Below are 17744 nucleotides of genomic sequence, written 5' to 3'. Positions count from 1 at the left end.
ACCATAAAAAAAAGAAAATCCATTAATATGAATTCTCTTTCTATTTTTATTAATGAGGAAATCTTACTATAAAATGATTACCTTCTTTATCTACATGAAGCTCTATACTTCCTTTATTTTTTTTTACTAGCTTTTTAACTATATACAGTCCCAATCCATTGCCTTCTCTCCCCTTTGTAGTAAACCCCTTTTCAAATATTTTTCCCCTCATATTTTCAGAAATAATTGGAACATTATTAATGATCTCAAATACATATTCCCCTAGTTCATCATATATTTTAATTATAAGCTTTTTCTCGTCTGATTCTGATTTATCTAAAGCATATATAGCATTTTTTAGTAGATTAGATAATATCTTAGTTAAATCATAGATTTTAACAGGTATCTCTGATTGCAATGTCATACAGTCTAATGTTACTTCTATATTTCTCTCCCTTGCCTTTGATAAAATAGGAAAGATTGTAGACTCTATCTCTGGAATACCTATTTCATACTTTTCTTTTATAGTGATACCTTCATTGCTGACTTTTATTAAATACTCCAACGCTTTATCATAATGCTTAAGCTCCATAAGTCCCCAAATAATCTGTAAATGATTTGTAAAATCATGCTTATACATTCTAAGCTTTTCATTCATTTTCTCACTTACTACTAATCGATAGCCTGCCATCTCTTTTTCAGTAACCACCTTGGAAAGTATAAAGGTTTCCACAACTATTACTAGTGCAGTTGCAAGACTTATAAGGATTATTGGCATAAAGTTTCTCCTAAGGTTCTTTTTTACCGTTTTAGTTAATTCATCCCTTGGAACTGTAGCTACAAGATACCAATCTATAGGATATAATCGAGAAATTCCTAAAAAATACTGTTGTCCAGAAATGTCTACATTATTCATTTTATTGAATTTGTTATCTTTAACTAAATTATCTAATACTGTTTGGGGTATATTATAATTTTTTGTATTTAGAACAGGGTTATTATCTCCATCACAAATAACAACCCCTCCAGTATTTCCTATATATGTATCTTTATATAAGGATTTAAAGCTATCGGGGTTTATAGTCACAAAACAGTATCCTACATCTTCTGAATCATCTAAATTTACAATTCTATATATTAGGAATAACAATTTTTCATCACTAGATTTAAGATAGATATATTCGTAAATGCCATATTGCCATAAAAAATCATCCTCGCCTATTGACAATTTTTTAAAAGAATTACTTTCGAAAAATTTATCAATATTTATTACTATATCGTTATCAGAGGCAATAATATCTCCCTGTGTACTAATACATGCAAATCCCTCAATATATGAAGTATTATTTTTTAAAATCCTAAATTGCTCTCTAATAAATTCCGATATTCTATTTTTATAAAAAGGTTCAAAATCATTAAAATTTTTTACACCTACTTGTATGCCATTATGTTCAGTGATTTCATAGACACCTTTTTCAATATTGTATAAGGCAAAATTTACTGATTGACTAGTCTGTCTTAATATTTGTTCAACGTCATCAATTTTTTCTTTTTCTACAGCATCAATTGTCCTAATATAAACAAATTTCATATATAAGACCATAGGAATATAGATTAATATTAGAAAAATAAACAAATATCTAATGGCTAAAGTTCTATCTTTAATAAAAAATTTTAGGAGTCTTTTCAATTTTATTCACTCCATCTTTATATTAATTTTTATTCTAAAATATTGTAACATGCTATTATGAAATCAGGATTATGTAATTTCCTAATCTATAATATTTTACATATATATTATTATCTTTTCAAGAAATTATTTTTGTTCTATTTTTTTAACATTATAACATAAAGCAAAGCCTCCATATATTTTTATAATCATATATTTATTTGTTAATATATGGTTATAAATAATTATTAATAAAGCCCCTGTTCTGAACAAACAAGGGCTTTACTAATTAACCACCAAGCTAGTTTCTATTTTGAGAATTTTAATCTTTTATCAATAACGCCTCCACCCAGACATACTTCACCATCATAAAATACAACAAATTGCCCTTCAGTAATGGATTTTTGGGGTTTATTGAAAACAACCTGACAGCTATCGTCCGATCTCATATTAACAATAACTTCTTTATCATGCTGTCTATACCTAAATTTTGCAGTACATCTAAACTGATTCTTGGGTTTTCTTTCACTTATCCAATGTAAATCAGTAGCTATTAAACCCTTTGAATATAACGCAGGATTGTTATCTCCTTGAACAACATAAAGTATATTGTTTTTAATATCCTTACTAACAACATACCAAGGCTCTCCCGTTCCTCTACCACCAATACCAAGGCCCTTTCTCTGACCTATTGTATAATACATAAGCCCAGCATGCCTTCCTAGTACTTGTCCAGAAAGACTCCTTATTTCTCCAGGCTTTGATGGCAAATAATTACTTAGAAATTCTTTGAAATTTTTTTCTCCTATAAAACATATCCCTGTACTATCCTTTTTATCAGCTGTTTTCAATCCAGCTTCTAGAGCAATCTTTCTTACCTCTTTTTTTGTTAAACTTCCAATGGGAAACATTACCTTTGAAAGAGGGTACTGTCCTAATGCACAAAGAAAATAACTTTGATCCTTACTATTATCTATTCCCCTTAGAAGCCTATACCTTCCATTGTAAAAATCTACTCTAGCATAATGCCCAGTTGCAAGATAATCTGCTCCAAGCTTCATTGCATAATCTAAAAAAGCTTTAAATTTTATTTCTTTATTACAAAGTATATCTGGATTGGGTGTACGCCCTTTTTTATATTCATCTAAAAAATATGTAAAGACTCTATCCCAATATTCCTTTTCAAAATTGATAGTATAATAGGGTATGCCTATTTGAGTGCATACTTTTCTAACATCTTCGTAGTCTTCTTCGGCTAAGCAAACTCCAAATTCATCCTTATCATCCCAGTTTTTCATGAAAACACCTGTTACATCATAACCCTTATCCTTTAATAATAATGCCGCAACCGAAGAATCTACTCCTCCAGACATTCCAACTATAACCTTTGTATCTTTTTTTTCACTTTTCATTTTGATCAGCCTTTCATTTTAAGCTTTAAATAATATAATTTGAATTTCTTAATATATATATATTTTGTTATTTTGCAAATAATAATTAAAGAAATGAATCTACAAAAAATCTAAGAGGAGGTTTTATATGGTAGCTAATAAACATAAGGAAAAAAATATGGCAACGCCAATCGAAAAACATGAAACTGCAGCATGGGCTAATATTGAGAGTGTAAAAAAAGACTCCAGGGTTCCTCTTCCTAGTACCTTTGAGGTAGAAAACGCCAAGGAATGGGTGGATAAGAATCAGAAATAGAGTTAAGATATAGAAGAAAGGAAATAGTTTTATTTCCTTTCTCCTATGTACCTTTCTTCAAAATATAAAATGAAAAATGATTATACCCCCATGATTTATTATCCCATGGGGGCTTGATATTACTAGTCGTATTTCATTTCAGCAAGCCTCTTATAAGTCTCATATCTTTCCTTAGCATCCTTTTCAGCCTTAATATATAGCTCCTCGGCTATGTCTGGGAAAGTGTTTTGAATCTGTGCAAACCTAACTTCTCCTAATATATAGTCTCTAAATGATCCTTTAGGCTCCTTAGAGTCTAGTATAAATGGATTTTTAGCCTGCTGCTTTAATTGAGGATTATATCTATAAAGGTGCCAATATCCTGCTTCCACTGCCTTTTTCTCCTGTTCCACCGACGTTCCCATGCCAGTTTTTATACCATGATTTATACAAGGTGCATATGCGATGATTAAGGACGGTCCTTTATACTTTTCAGCTTCAATAAATGCCTTTAATGTATGATTCATATTTGCACCCATTGCAACTTGCGCCACATATACATATCCATAGCTCATTGCCATCATACCAAGATCTTTTTTACGTATCTTTTTACCTGAAGCTGCAAACTTTGCTGCAGCTGCTGTAGGAGTTGCCTTTGAAGATTGTCCTCCAGTATTGGAATAAACCTCTGTATCCATTACCAAAATATTTATATCTTCTCCAGAAGCCAATACATGATCAAGACCTCCATAACCTATATCGTATGCCCAGCCATCTCCACCAACTATCCATTGTGATTGCTTAACAAGGTAATCTTTTTTCTTTAAAATCTCCTCAACAATTTTATTATCCTTATATTTTGGGTTATCTATTATAGATAACAATTTTTTACTAGCAGCCTTGGAAGCATCTCCGTCATACATTGCTTCTATCCATTCACTAAAGGCTTCCTTACATTCATTAGGAAGTTCTGCTCCTAGCCCTTCTTCCATTAAATCCCTTAGCCTCTCTCTTATTTGCTTTGCTGCTAGATACATTCCATATCCATATTCAGCATTATCCTCAAATAAGGAATTTGCCCATGCTGGCCCATGACCACATGAATTTGTGGTAAATGGTACTGATGGTGCACTTCCACCCCAAATAGATGAACATCCTGTTGCATTGGCAATCATCATTCTATCACCAAATAACTGTGTTGCAAGTTTTACATAGGCAGTCTCTCCACATCCTGCACACGCCCCTGAGAATTCAAGAAGGGGTTGAGCAAACTGACTTCCTTTTACAGACTGTTTATTCATTAAATTGTCTTTATATGGAAGATTATTTACTGCGTATTCCCAATTTTCGGTTTGTCTTGGTATTTCTTCTTCGGCATTTACCATTATCAATGCCTTCTTAGGTGCTGGACATATATCGGCACAATTACCGCAGCCTGTACAGTCCAAGGGACTTATCTGCATGCGATATTCTAGATTCTCAAGACCCTTACCAATAGCTTTCTTAGTTTCAAAGGTTTTAGGTGCGTTTTTCTTTTCTTCTTCATCAAGTAGGAATGGTCTTAATACAGCGTGAGGACAAACATATGCACATTGATTACATTGAATACATTTATCGGTTTGCCACTGTGGTATCGTTACAGCTATGCCTCGTTTTTCATATGCAGTGGTTCCAAGAGGAAAGGTTCCGTCTTCTCTTCCTTTAAATGCACTAACGGGAAGATCATCTCCCTCTAATCTTGCCATAGGTCTTAAAATATCCTTAATAAATTTGGGTTCTTGTTTTATCGTTAATTCCTCTTTATCTTCATTTGCCCATTGGGTAGGTACGTCTACCTTGACTATTCCATCTATACCTCTATCTACAGCTGCATAATTCATTTCAACTATTTTTCGACCCTTCTTGCCATATGTAGCTTCAATAGATTCTTTAAGATATTTAACTGCATCTTCTACTGGAATCACACCAGTAAGCTTAAAGAATGCAGACTGCATAACCATATTTATTCTACCACCAAGTCCAATATCCCTAGCTATTCCTACTGCATCTATAATATAGAAGTTTATATTATTTCTAGCTATATACCCTTTTATTGAAGCTGGTAATTTTTCCTCTAACTCTTCTTTACTCCAAGGACAATTGAGCACGAAAGTTCCATTCTTTTTTAATCCTTTAAGTAAATCATAGTGATATACATAGGACTTGTTATGACATGCTACATAATCAGCCCTATTTACTAAGTATGATGATTTTATAGGCTTTTTACCAAATCTTAAGTGAGAAACAGTTGTTCCACCAGATTTTTTACTATCATAGGAGAAATAACCTTGTGCATACATATCGGTTTTATCTCCAATAATCTTAATTGCAATCTTATTTGCCCCTACCGTTCCATCTGAGCCTAATCCCCATAGCTTACAGCTTATTGTATCTTCTGGTGTAGTTTCTACTATTTCTTCATCCACTAGCGAAGTATGTGTAACATCATCTATTATGCCAATGGTAAAGTTGTTTTTAGGATTGGCATCCTTAAGATTGTTGAATACGGAAATAATTTGAGATGGTGTGGTATCCTTTGAACCTAATCCATATCTACCGCCTACTATTATTGGCTTTTCATCTCTATCATAAAATAAGCTTCTTACATCTTCATAAAGTGGCTCTCCTAAGGCTCCTGGTTCCTTTGTTCTATCTAATACAGCTATCTTTTTAACTGTATGTGGCAAAGCCTTAAAGAAATATTTGGCTGAAAAAGGTCTGTATAGATGAACCTTTATCACTCCAACCTTTTCTCCTTTTTTTATCAAGTAGTCAACAGTTTCTTCTATAGTATCACACACAGAACCCATGGCTATGATTACTCGATCTGCATCCTTAGCTCCGTAATAATTAAATGGATGATATTCCCTACCAGTGATCTTACTAATTTCCATCATATACTCCTGTACAATGTCTGGAACCCTTTCATAGAAGGGATTTATTGATTCTCTTCCTTGGAAATAAATATCTGGATTTTGTGCTGTTCCCCTTAATACTGGACGCATGGGATTGAGGGAATTGTCCCTAAACTGCTGGACTGCCTTATAATCTAATAGTTTTCTAAAATCTTCATAATCAATGACTTCAATCTTTTGAACTTCATGGGAATTTCTAAACCCGTCAAAAAAATGAAGAAATGGTATTCTTGATTTTATAGCTGATAGATGGGCTATACCTCCCAGATCCATTACCTCTTGTACACTGCCAGAAGCAAGAAGTGCAAAACCAGTTTGCCTAGTGGCCATTACGTCCTGATGATCTCCAAATATTGATAATGCATGGGCTGCCACTGCTCGGGCACTTACATGAAAAACTCCTGGAAGAAGTTCTCCAGCAATTTTATACATATTAGGTATCATTAATAATAACCCCTGAGAAGCTGTATATGTTGTGGTTAAAGCTCCCCCCTGCAAAGAACCATGAACCGATCCTGAAGCACCTGCTTCAGATTGTAATTCTGCTACTTTAACTGTTTGTCCAAAAAGATTTTTCTTTCCCTTTGCTGACCATAAATCTACTAGTTCAGCCATTGGAGAAGAAGGTGTAATTGGATAGATTGCTGCTACTTCAGTAAAAGCATATGAAACATATGCAGCAGCTTCATTACCATCCATAGTCTTCATTTTTTTTGTCATAAAACTACCTCCATTTTCCCATTAATATTATCGATACCCGATATTTAAGTAAATTAATATAGGTATTTTTTATACAATTTTTAGTATTTTACATTTTTCATATATAATTCATAAAATAGATAAAGAAATTTGATCATATATTAATAACACTGCTTATTCTTTCTAAACCATAATGGACTTTTTCAAATAAAAGCCCAGCTATAAACCATGCTGGAGCGTAATCTAATCTTATCAATCCATTAACTGAAAACTTGCTGCCACCATAGTTCCAAGGACATACTCCTAAAACTTTTCTTAATATCCACCCAGTAGCATACTCTACTATAAATATTAATACTGTATATAACCCTCCTCTTACAATGAAATTTAAATGTCCTATACTTTCATGGATAGGTTCTAAAAAAACTGCTAAACCATATATGAAAAACATCCATATATATGTTTGTCCTGTTAGCTTAATATCACCCTTTAATAAAGAACCAAATCCAGTCCAAAATATTTCCATACACCATCCAAAAAGTCCGTAAATTATAAATCTGACTATCATATGTTTATTTTTACCTTGATTTAGTAAATTATTTATATTTTTGATAGTTTATTTTGATAAAAATGCCTTTTCCACATTATAGAAAATACATAAAAAAATGCTATCCTCCAAAGGAATAGCATTTTTTCTAATCATTATTTAATTTTTCACCTATAATATTTCTTACTCTTTCATTTAAAGCCTTTGAATCCTTGGCTATATCTTCCTCCATAAATATTGGCTTAGAAATTATAACTTCAACATTAGCAGGCTTAATAAATAGTGTTCCCCTTGGCATTATATCTTTAGCTCCCTTAATGGTAACCGGCACTATTGGAGCTCCAGATTTAGTTGCCAATTTTAAACTTCCTTGCTTAAATTCCCTCAGCTTACCATCTTTGCTTCTAGTTCCCTCGGGAAAAATAACTAAGGAATATCCAGCCTTTAAAAGCTTAATACCTTCTTTTATTGCTCTTAGAGATTGTCTAACATCATCTCTATTAATAAAAATACATTTCAAAGTCTTCATCCATGTACTGAATATAGGATATTTCTCAAGCTCTGCCTTAGCTATAAATGCCTTGGGCTTATCGATAAATCCAAGTAAAATAGGGATATCCAAATAGCTTTGGTGATTGCTTACAAAGAGTACTGCCCTATCCTTGGGTATGTTTTCTTCTCCTATAACCCTTATTTGTGAGCCACTTACTTTCATCAAGTCTCTTCCCCAATTTCGAGCTATCCTATAAGCAAGTTTATTCCTCTCCTCTATTCTGTTTTTCTTATCAAGATATTTAAGAATTATCAAATATGGTGTTATAACCAATACTCGGAAAATAAAATAAATAACCCATATAATAGTTCTAAACATATGACACCTCTTATTTATTATTTACTAAATATTTTACCTTATAAGTAGTATATAATTCAATATATCCCTTTATTTAACCTTTTAAAACATAAAAAATTTGTGGATAAGTAAAAGAACTTGGGCAGTTCCCAAGTTAGATTTTTATATAGTAAAACAAACTGTTGACAAACTTATAATTCTCATAGGTTTATCAACATTTTATACTATAATTCTTACTTATTAGAGGAGCTTATTAACTTCTTCTATTAATCTTTTTTCGTTAATTGGCTTTACTATAAAGCTCTTTGCTCCACAAGCAATAGCCTTCATTACCAAGGATTCTTGTCCCCTAGATGAACAAACAATAATTTTAGCTTTAGGATCTATTTTAATAATTTCTTTTATTGAATCTACACCGTCTAGCTTTGGCATAGTTATATCCATGGTAACTACCTTTGGATTAAGAATTTTGTACTTTTCTATTGCATCTTTTCCATTTGTAGTTTCTCCTACAACTTTAATATTATTTTTTTCTAGCATTTTTCTAATAGTCATACGCATAAAAGCAGCATCATCAACAATTAAAACTCCCATTTTTTCACCTCATATCGTTAGTCTTCTCTTTTTAAACACAAAAAAGCAATATCATCATTTACATTATATATTTTAGTAGAGTCAGCAGTATATTTTAATAGCTCATTAAATTTCTTGTCACAGTCTAGGTTAATGTTTTTAAATAATATTTCTTTTATGCCTTTAATTCCTAATAGTTCATTTTCATTTAATCTACTTTCTGTTGCTCCATCAGTTAATAATATTAATTTATCATTAATATCTAAATAGATTTTATTGTCTTCATAGGAAAACTGTAAATCCTTAAACCAATTGCTAATGGGCAGTCCTTCAAAATCATAGGAAACTACCTGTTTTTTTTCAGTCTTAAGATGAATAGGCTCCACATTATGTCCTCCATTAGATATTATTACTTCGTTTTTTTCAATATCTAAAACACCAATTAGAATTCCTATGTATAACTCTTCCTCAACCATAAAATCATTAAATCTATGATGAAGCTTTTCTAATATTTTGGAAGGATAAACATAATCGTTTTTGAAAGTCTTAGCTATGCCTCTAACAGCCTGTTTTAAAAATAATGTCAGTAGGGCTGAAGATACTCCATGACCTGATATATCAGCGATATAGAAGATGATCTTATTATAACTGTATTGGAAAACATCATAGAAGTCTCCTCCTAAATATTGAGCTTGAATATGATTACAATATAATGAATATCTTCCAAAATGCTGTTTCCCTCTAGGAAGTAAATATTCTTGAATCTTTTGAGCATATTTTAGATCTTCGCTCATTTTTTTATTTTGCTCCGATATAATTTTTTTTTCATTTTCATACTGTGCCATTAATAAACAATTTTTAATAACAATCCCACAAATTTTGGAACAAATATCCATTAACTTTATGTTTTTATTTTCTATTTTTCCACTATCAAAACCCTCTACTATTATTACTCCAATATTTTCGCCTTCATATTTTATAGGAACTGCAATAAAGGCTTTATCCTTACTGCTTATGTAAAATTTATTACAATATATAAAAAAACATTCTTTTCCCAATTGGTTTCTTTTAAGTATTTTCTTTTTTATGTAATTGTTTTCCATTTTATAATAAGCATATGTATCTATCTCGGGTTCTTTTCTTATAAATTTAATATTTTTTCCATTCATTAGCTTCTTAGCATGTTCGATTATTATATAGGATACTTTTTCTAAATCTGTAGTTACAAGTAAGGTACTAGTAAAATCAGTCAACATCAAAAGTGCATCATTTTGCAAGCTCATTTTTTTAAGTTTCTGGTGAAGCTTCTCGTTTTCCTCAAGTAAATATATTTTCTCCCTATTGTTCACCCTATAGTCACATCCTACCCTTTGAATAATTTCACAGCTTCTTCTCGATCTTCATAAATGCTTATGATTTTATCCAGTTTAGTTATGGAAAATAACTTTTTAATGTTATCCTGTAGTGAACAAAGTACAAATTTTTTACCTTGTTTTTTTGATTCAGAATAAGCCTTTACTATAATACCAAGGCTCATGCTATTTAGGTACGTAACTTTTTCCATATTAAAAATAATGATGGACTCTTCTCCTAAAATATTTCTTAATATACTTTCTTTGAATTCTGAGTGATTTTCAAAGCTAATTTCTCCAAAAACGTTTATAAATTTTATATTGTCTTGGGTTAAAGTCTCAACCAGCACGACTAATCCTCCTTTTTAAAATATATAACTACTTCCGTACCACTAACTTCATTATGCTTAATGTCTAATTTATCACATATATTATTTACTATAAAAAGTCCCTTTCCCGATTCACAAAGTACATCATTGCATAATTTAGGTCTTTCCCTTGTATATCTTATCGGTATACCTATACCATAATCTTTAATATTAACCTTTAAATATTTTTTATCAATAGAAAACTTCACATCTACCCTTCCTATTTCTTCCTTATATGCGTGTAAAATACAATTAGAAAAAATCTCATCTATGCACAATATAAAATCCTTTTTTTTCTCTTCATCGATAAATATTTTATTACTGATGCTTATACTTTCTTTCTTTATCCTTTTCAGACTATCCAAATCAGATTTTAATACAAGCCTTTTAAGAATTCTTTCTTTTTCTAAAAAAACCACCTTTACGTCTATCCCCCTTTAGCCTCTGATTATTGAAGCTATATCAACAATATGAGCAAATGTTCCATCTCCTAGTATACTTACTCCTGATATTCCTTTAATATTTCCAAGGAGCTTATCCTTTCCAATAAATGCGCCCATGGATTTTATAACTATCTCTTGTTCTCCTAATAGTCTATTTACTATAAATGCAAATCGTTTTTCTGAATGGCCAACGACTATGACAAATAGCTTTTTATTCTCCATTTCTTCCTCTATTTCAAAATATTTTGCTATGCTAATAACTGTTATTGCTTGGTTTCTCCAATCAAAAACCTCAAGGTCCCCGATTCGGTGGATTTTTTCCTTTATTTCATTTTCCTTTACTCGTATCGTTTCAATTATAGAAGATATTGGAATGGCAAAAATATAATTTCCTTCTTTAATTAATAAGGCTTGTATAATGGCTAAAGTCAAAGGTAACTTTATTATAAACTTAGTACCTTTCTCTTTTTGACTTTTAACCTCAACTATTCCACTTAATTTGCCTATGTTTTCTTTAACTACATCAAGCCCTACACCTCTACCCGAAATATCGGTTATCTCCTTTGCCGTAGAAAATCCTGGCTCAAAAATATATTGGATTATTTCTTTTTCAGATAAAGCTTGTAATTCCTCTTCCTCTGCTAAATTCTTTTCTATAATTTTTTTCTTGATGTCCTCGATACTTATTCCTTTACCATTATCTTCTATTTCAATTACTACATTATTTTCTTCATGTCTTGCTGATAATATTATTCTAGCTCTTTCTTCTTTATTTTTTCTCCTTCTTTCCTCTTTAGTTTCTATACCGTGATCTACAGCATTTCTAATAATATGAGTTAAGGGATCAACTAACTCTTCAATGATACCTCTGTCTATTTCTGTTTCTTTCCCCTCAATAATAAAATCAATATCCTTATTACTTTTCTGAGCTAGATTTCTAACCATTCTAGGAAATCTATTAAATACACTATCTAAAGGAAGCATTCGTGCCGACATAACCGTTTCTTGGAGTTCAGTTCCGATATAATTTATATTAGGAAGTATACTTACTAATTTTTTTACTAAAGGATCTGTCTTATATTTTCTTTTAAGTTCATCTCCTATTTGAATTAAATTTTCTTTATGTATGATAAATTCTCCCACTAAATTCAGCAGTTTATCTATTTTATTAACATCAATTCGTATTGTAGATATATCTTTTCTTTTAAAATTGTCTTTAGAACTAATTATTTTAACGTTTTTAGGAGTACTTCCTTGCTTTTTTGACTTTCTAACCTTTTTAATAAATATCCTTTTTATTTCAGATATGGAATTTATGTTTTTGTAAATTTCTTCATAGCTTTTTTCAGTGGCAATAACAATTTTAAAGGGATTTTTAAAATCTTCATCACATATTTTTTCAAAATTAAGTGGATCAGTTGATATAACATCTCCTATACCCAATAGATTATTGACTATTAAAAATGCTTTAACTGATTTCATTACAGTATCTTCATTCATAATTATAACTATTTTATATATATTAAATCTTAAATCAATATCCTCGCAAAGTTCATTTTCATAATCGCTTAGTTCTATATCTAAATTTTCAATATCTTTACAATTATTTTCTTCATCTTCCATACCGTTACCATTAAGCTCTATTTCATTTTTAATTGTTTTTGTGCTATTTTCTGTTAAACTATTTATCTCTTCTATCAATTCATTTATATCTAATACATAATCTTCTCCCTTACTTAAACAACTATGGATATACTTTAATTTATCAATACCCTTAAAAAAAGTATTTATAATATCTACATTGATATTTATTTTCATATCCCTGATTTTAGACAAAAGATTCTCAAGACTATGGGACAATCTTTCCATGTCTTCAAAACCCATGGTTGCCGATGCTCCCTTTATTGAATGTGCCATCCTAAATATGTCATTGATGGTCTCTTTATCCCCTTGTCCATTTTCTAAAAGCAGTAGATCCTGTTCTATTTTTTCTATCTGTTCCTGTGTCTCTTCTAGAAACATTGAATAATAAACCTCATCTATGTTGAATTTATCCATACTATTTACCCCTTTTCAGGTTATTAATAATATATCTAATTTGCTTATAATAATTATCCCTAAGAAATTTTTCCGCCAAGCACCTTGTCTATATCCAGTAAAAAAACCATTCCCTCGTCCTTTTTCCCTACCCCTGCTATATAATTGGAATCAATAACAATCTCCTCTGGAGGCGCAGATAATTCATGTTCTTCAAAAACTGCAACATGTCCTACTTTATCTACTAATATTCCAACATTTTGAAAATTAATTTTTACAACTATTATTCTTGTTTCTTTATCTAAATCTTTCATTCCTATATTAAATTTTTTTCTAAGATTTACAACAGGTACTACATCTCCTCTTAAATTGATTATTCCCTCAATATATTCAGGGGCTTTAGGAACCTTTGTAATTTCTATTTCTTTCAATCTATTTATCTCACTTACTGCAAGTATATTTATCCCATATTCTTCTTCTCCTAATGAAAAAACAACATACTGATTTTTAGTCATAACATCCCTCCAAATCAATAGGGTTAGAGCAATCTTTTATCTTTTCTCGTGTCTTCCACAAATTTTTTTAACCACCATAAATTGTATATTAATCCCGATTATTCTATTTTAAATTTACCTACTACTTCTATTAAATTATTGGATTGGCTAGCTAAATCTTCTGCTGTAGCAGCTGTTTCTTCACTGCCTGCAGATACTTCCTTAGTCATCTCATTTATGCTTTCAGTTGTTGCCAATAATTCTTGACTTGCTGCTGCCTGTTGTTCTGCCGCACTAGCTACCTCTTGAGATAGATCATTAAGTCTTTCGACATTGAGAGCCACAGTTCCAATTGAGGCTATTTGCTGCTGTATTGCTGCCGAAACCTGTATAGATAAGTCATTTATCTTCTCTATGGCTTCCATTATCAGCTTGCTGGCTGTAGTTTGCTCCTCTGTAGAAGAAGCAATTTCTTGAATTAAGTTTGTTGTTATATTTATGGCTTGGAATATTTCATCTAGTGCCTTTCCAGTATTCTTGACTAAATTGACACCATTATCTACTTGTTTTGCCCCTTCATTGGTAGTGTTTACTGCATTATCCACCTGCTGCTGTATTTTTCTAATTAAAAAAGCTATGTCCTTAGTGGCTTCACTAGATTTTTCAGCTAAGGCTCCTATGGCTCCTGCCACAACTGCGAAACCCTTTCCGTGTTCTCCTGCCCTAGCAGCTTCAATTGAAGCATTAAGTGAGAGAAGATTGGTTTGCTCTGCTATATCATCAATAACTTCTACTATATCACCAATCTGTACTGCTGCTCCCCCTAAGCCTTTAATTACTTCAGTTAAATTTTTCATTCCCTCATTTATTTTATCCATTTCATTAATGGTATTAGTTACTGCTTTTTTACCCTTTTCAGCAATTTCCACTGTTTTTACTGCTTCTACACTAGCATTATTAGAGCTATGGGCAACAGTTTCTATTGAAGTATTCATTTGCTTTATGGCACCTGTAATATCAACTATGTTTCCAGTAGTGTCTTCAGTACTTTTTGACACCTCATTAATGGCTTTTTCAAGGTCTTTTATAGAATTATTTATATCTCCTGAATTATGTGCCATCTCAGTAGCACTTTGGGCAACCTCCCCAATTGATCTGCTCATCTCATTCATTGTATTTGTTAGCTCTTGTAGTAATTCCGATTGATTTTGTGCAGAGGATGCCATTTCTTCTGATACACTGCTAGTTTGCTGTGATGAATTATCCAATTGTCTTGCAGTTTCAAAAACCTTTGTTATAGCATTTTTTTGTCCTTTTATCATGTTATTAAAGCTATTAGCTAAATCTCCTATTTCATCCTTGTTTTTTATATTGGCTTCTACTGTTAAATCTCCCTTTTCAGCTTTCCCCATTAGCTTCATTAAATCTTTGATAGGCATTGTTATTTGTTTTGAGATAAAATATGCCGCTAAAATTCCCAATAATATACCTGCTATTGATATAATTAAGGTTTTATTTCTTATATCTACTGCAGCTTTCATATAATCTTTAACTGGTATATTTACTGCTACAGCCCAATAGTTTCCTACAGGTCCATACATATTAAGCTTATATATACCCTCATAGGTATAAAAACCATGTCCTTTTTCTCCTTTTATCATGTTTTTAACCTGTTCTTTTAAATCTTTATTATCTGTCTGTAGTAGATTTTCCTCCAATATTTTTTCATTATTTGGATGTTGAATAGTTACACCTTCCTTATTTATCATATAGGCATAACCAGTATCACCAACCTTAACATTCTTTACAAATTTTGCTATATTTTCGAATTTAATTACTATACCTATTACTCCAACTATATCGCCATTACTAGCTTTTAAAGGGAGACTGTACACAGTAACGGGCTTATTACTTTGTTTTGAAAAAATAACTTCACTCCAATGATTTTTTCCTGATATACTCTCCTTAAAATACTGTCTCTTATATAAATCTACACCTGTACCTAATCCATTGCTTGCATCAAGAATTACTACGCCTTCCTTATTAGCAATAAAAATATCCTCACCTATTTTTGAAATGGATTTTTGAAATCTTTTTAAAATTTCTTCTGTTAGCCTTAATGTTTCTTGAGTTACATTACCACTCTCTATTTCATTAGAATACTTTATTACATCTGGTAATTTACTCAAAACACTACCTAATTCTTCAACCTTCTCCATTTGAAGTTCTATATTATTTACAATTCCATTTAATTGCATATTAAGGGTCTTCTCAGCCTCAGTTTTTAAAGCATTTTTAGCATTTTCATAGGAATAAACTCCAACTACTGATACAGGTAAAATAATAAGAATTAAAAAACATGCCATTAATTTCGTCATTAAATTTAATCTCTTTTTACTTCTCATGCTATTCCTCCTCGTGATATAAATATTAAATTAAATATTGTTGCTTTGATATCATGTTTATAATAATCGGCATAACTACAGAATTCACTTATCTAATACTGTGTTAAATCTTTAACCACTTTTGCCATGATATCTATAGCCCTCTCATATGATCTTAAAACATTTTGCTGTTCTGTTATTTCCCTTATGCACTCCAATAGAAAAATTTCATCATTTATCTCTAAGATGGTGGTTTGAATATCAACATCAAGAATTTTGCCTTCCTTTGTTTTATGCTTGCTTAAAATCCTATGGTTTTTCCTGTTATAAAAAAAATATTCCATAATTGACTTTTCAATCTCCATTTGCCACTCAGGTCGTAAATTTAATATACTCATGCTTTTAAATTCCTCTAAGTCATATCCATATAGATTAACTGCTTCATCATTAGCAAAAAAAACCTTGTTTTCATGATTAAAAATTAATATGGCTATAGGCAAACAATTTAAAAAAAACAAATCTTTTTTGTTAATCTTTTTAGGCATAATTTCCCTCCTTTTTTAGTTAAAAGTATTAGGGTTTTTCTAATAAGTTTTAAAAGCAAACAATTCCAACCAATATTTTGCTGGTAATAGTTTTAATTTTCATTTTAGTTCCTTATTTGACTCTGTTCTAGTTATATAATTTTTAGTAAAAAAGTTTAAGTTTCTTAACAACAAAAAAACAGTATAACAACCGATATTAGAATTAATATCGTTGATTATACTGGTGTACATCAAGCCAAATCCTTGTCTTTATTGTCAATCCGTCCATCCAGACCTATTTAATTATTAGTATAATCTTTATACTGTCTTCAATGGGTTTTATGGAAGTATAGACGAAATCAACTTCTTTTCCAACTATATTATGTATTTGATTTTTAATAAATTCTTTATTTTTTTTAAACCACTTTTTTCTTATTTCTATAACAAAATCAGCATCTCCAGAATCTTTTAATAGGGTTTTTTCAAGGGTCACAAGATAGCCTTCAATATTAAATTCAATAATGTCCTCCAGTATTTTTACCTTTATATTCTTAGGTCCCTTGCCAAAGTTCTCTTTTAATAAACTGGAACAAAAACTGATTAATTTATTTTGAAGGCTTATTCTTTTAGCTTTTAAAGTCATCAGTCCCATTAAATCACAACTTTACTATTTATTTTAGTATATTGGAATATTATATATCATAGAGAAAAGCCTAATCTAAAATAATTTTGTGAGACTTTATTCGTTTTTTTTACCATTTTATACATAATTAATATACCTCATTTAAGGCTATTTGTCAACAAATTATAGCATAATATCGGTATTTTCAGCAATTTATGATTCTCATCTCTACAAAATATTCCTTATCCTTTATCTCAATCATATGTTTACTATAATCAATTTCAAAATTTACAATTGAAGAATGTAAATCGATGCTTTTTAGTATATGAACAGTTGATATATTGTTACTCATATCCATGCTGAACCTAAATATCAAATTCTTAGCAACAGAAAATTGCAGCCTAGAATTTAAAGCCTTTAGGTTATCATTAAGGTATAAATTCAAGGTTCTATTTCCAATAGGAATAAATAAATCAATATCATTTCCATCCTGTCTAACTATTCTTATTTCGAAATCACTATCTATATAGAGTCCTCCATTATTATATATCATAAATGACAAC

Annotated in this window: 16 protein-coding genes; 1 reads left to right on the top strand and 15 read right to left on the bottom strand. The window is 30.7% G+C overall.

The window, feature by feature from the left end; all coding sequences use genetic code 11:
- Positions 1-49: 49 nt before the first annotated feature.
- Positions 50-1570, bottom strand: coding sequence for an ATP-binding protein (locus BUB36_RS10045; protein ID WP_165613066.1), 1521 nt, complete (start codon positions 1568-1570; stop codon positions 50-52).
- Positions 1571-1956: 386 nt separating this feature from the next.
- On the bottom strand, positions 1957-3060 hold the full coding sequence (gene mnmA, locus BUB36_RS10040) for a tRNA 2-thiouridine(34) synthase MnmA (protein ID WP_073149569.1): 1104 nt from the start codon (positions 3058-3060) through the stop codon (positions 1957-1959).
- A 127-nt stretch (positions 3061-3187) separates the two neighbouring features.
- Between mnmA and BUB36_RS10035 the strand changes: the two genes are divergently transcribed.
- Entirely contained in the window at positions 3188-3355 is a 168-nt protein-coding gene (locus BUB36_RS10035; protein ID WP_073149567.1) for a CDIF630_02480 family spore surface protein, read from the top strand.
- A 122-nt stretch (positions 3356-3477) separates the two neighbouring features.
- Here the strand turns inward: BUB36_RS10035 and nifJ are convergent, their stop codons facing one another.
- The 13 genes from nifJ to BUB36_RS09970 all read right to left on the bottom strand — a co-directional run bounded on the left by nifJ (position 3478) and on the right by BUB36_RS09970 (position 17734).
- Complete coding sequence (gene nifJ, locus BUB36_RS10030; protein ID WP_073149565.1) at positions 3478-7008, bottom strand: pyruvate:ferredoxin (flavodoxin) oxidoreductase; 3531 nt, start codon at positions 7006-7008, stop codon at positions 3478-3480.
- 133 nt (positions 7009-7141) lie between these two features.
- Positions 7142-7555: a putative ABC transporter permease gene (locus BUB36_RS10025; protein WP_073149563.1), complete on the bottom strand. Its 414-nt coding sequence runs from the start codon at positions 7553-7555 to the stop codon at positions 7142-7144.
- 127 nt (positions 7556-7682) lie between these two features.
- Entirely contained in the window at positions 7683-8405 is a 723-nt protein-coding gene (locus BUB36_RS10020; protein WP_073149561.1) for a lysophospholipid acyltransferase family protein, read from the bottom strand.
- 219 nt (positions 8406-8624) lie between these two features.
- On the bottom strand, positions 8625-8978 hold the full coding sequence (locus tag BUB36_RS10015) for a response regulator (protein ID WP_073149559.1): 354 nt from the start codon (positions 8976-8978) through the stop codon (positions 8625-8627).
- Between the two features lie 17 nt (positions 8979-8995).
- Positions 8996-10306, bottom strand: coding sequence for a GAF domain-containing SpoIIE family protein phosphatase (locus tag BUB36_RS10010; RefSeq protein ID WP_073149557.1), 1311 nt, complete (start codon positions 10304-10306; stop codon positions 8996-8998).
- 14 nt (positions 10307-10320) lie between these two features.
- Complete coding sequence (locus tag BUB36_RS10005; protein WP_073149555.1) at positions 10321-10659, bottom strand: STAS domain-containing protein; 339 nt, start codon at positions 10657-10659, stop codon at positions 10321-10323.
- A 2-nt stretch (positions 10660-10661) separates the two neighbouring features.
- On the bottom strand, positions 10662-11096 hold the full coding sequence (locus BUB36_RS10000; protein WP_073149553.1) for an ATP-binding protein: 435 nt from the start codon (positions 11094-11096) through the stop codon (positions 10662-10664).
- 18 nt (positions 11097-11114) lie between these two features.
- Positions 11115-13178 (bottom strand): chemotaxis protein CheA, encoded by a 2064-nt coding sequence (locus tag BUB36_RS09995; protein ID WP_073149551.1) that lies wholly within the window; start codon positions 13176-13178, stop codon positions 11115-11117.
- Positions 13179-13237: 59 nt separating this feature from the next.
- Positions 13238-13672 carry a chemotaxis protein CheW gene (locus BUB36_RS09990; protein WP_073149549.1) on the bottom strand — a complete coding sequence of 145 codons (435 nt, stop codon included), beginning with the start codon at positions 13670-13672 and terminating at the stop codon, positions 13238-13240.
- 98 nt (positions 13673-13770) lie between these two features.
- Positions 13771-16056 (bottom strand): methyl-accepting chemotaxis protein, encoded by a 2286-nt coding sequence (locus BUB36_RS09985; RefSeq protein ID WP_073149547.1) that lies wholly within the window; start codon positions 16054-16056, stop codon positions 13771-13773.
- 92 nt (positions 16057-16148) lie between these two features.
- Positions 16149-16580: a PAS domain S-box protein gene (locus BUB36_RS09980; RefSeq protein ID WP_073149545.1), complete on the bottom strand. Its 432-nt coding sequence runs from the start codon at positions 16578-16580 to the stop codon at positions 16149-16151.
- Positions 16581-16854: 274 nt separating this feature from the next.
- The gene (locus tag BUB36_RS09975; protein ID WP_073149543.1) at positions 16855-17211 is read right to left on the bottom strand and encodes a Na-translocating system protein MpsC family protein; all 357 of its coding nucleotides are present in this window, start codon (positions 17209-17211) and stop codon (positions 16855-16857) included.
- Positions 17212-17386: 175 nt separating this feature from the next.
- Positions 17387-17734, bottom strand: a complete 348-nt coding sequence (locus BUB36_RS09970; RefSeq protein WP_073149541.1) for a hypothetical protein — start codon at positions 17732-17734, stop codon at positions 17387-17389.
- Positions 17735-17744: the final 10 nt, after the last annotated feature.

Source organism: Paramaledivibacter caminithermalis DSM 15212, assembly GCF_900142245.1.
GTDB lineage: Bacteria > Bacillota > Clostridia > Peptostreptococcales > Caminicellaceae > Paramaledivibacter > Paramaledivibacter caminithermalis.
The sequence above is the reverse complement of the archived record's forward strand: the minus strand, read 5'-3'. Positions and strand labels throughout refer to the sequence as shown.

Bases quoted from the DNA above. Each gene is read 5' to 3' on its own strand.
- BUB36_RS09985 (WP_073149547.1), bottom strand. From the start codon at position 16,056: ATGAGAAGTAAAAAGAGATTAAATTTAATGACGAAATTAATGGCATGT.
- BUB36_RS10015 (WP_073149559.1), bottom strand. From the start codon at position 8,978: ATGGGAGTTTTAATTGTTGATGATGCTGCTTTTATGCGTATGACTATT.
- mnmA (WP_073149569.1), bottom strand. From the start codon at position 3,060: ATGAAAAGTGAAAAAAAAGATACAAAGGTTATAGTTGGAATGTCTGGA.
- BUB36_RS09975 (WP_073149543.1), bottom strand. From the start codon at position 17,211: ATGGGACTGATGACTTTAAAAGCTAAAAGAATAAGCCTTCAAAATAAA.
- nifJ (WP_073149565.1), bottom strand. From the start codon at position 7,008: ATGACAAAAAAAATGAAGACTATGGATGGTAATGAAGCTGCTGCATAT.
- BUB36_RS09980 (WP_073149545.1), bottom strand. From the start codon at position 16,580: ATGCCTAAAAAGATTAACAAAAAAGATTTGTTTTTTTTAAATTGTTTG.
- BUB36_RS09970 (WP_073149541.1), bottom strand. From the start codon at position 17,734: ATGATATATAATAATGGAGGACTCTATATAGATAGTGATTTCGAAATA.
- BUB36_RS09995 (WP_073149551.1), bottom strand. From the start codon at position 13,178: ATGGATAAATTCAACATAGATGAGGTTTATTATTCAATGTTTCTAGAA.
- BUB36_RS10020 (WP_073149561.1), bottom strand. From the start codon at position 8,405: ATGTTTAGAACTATTATATGGGTTATTTATTTTATTTTCCGAGTATTG.
- BUB36_RS10025 (WP_073149563.1), bottom strand. From the start codon at position 7,555: ATGATAGTCAGATTTATAATTTACGGACTTTTTGGATGGTGTATGGAA.
- BUB36_RS09990 (WP_073149549.1), bottom strand. From the start codon at position 13,672: ATGACTAAAAATCAGTATGTTGTTTTTTCATTAGGAGAAGAAGAATAT.
- BUB36_RS10035 (WP_073149567.1), top strand. From the start codon at position 3,188: ATGGTAGCTAATAAACATAAGGAAAAAAATATGGCAACGCCAATCGAA.
- BUB36_RS10045 (WP_165613066.1), bottom strand. From the start codon at position 1,570: ATGAAATTTGTTTATATTAGGACAATTGATGCTGTAGAAAAAGAAAAA.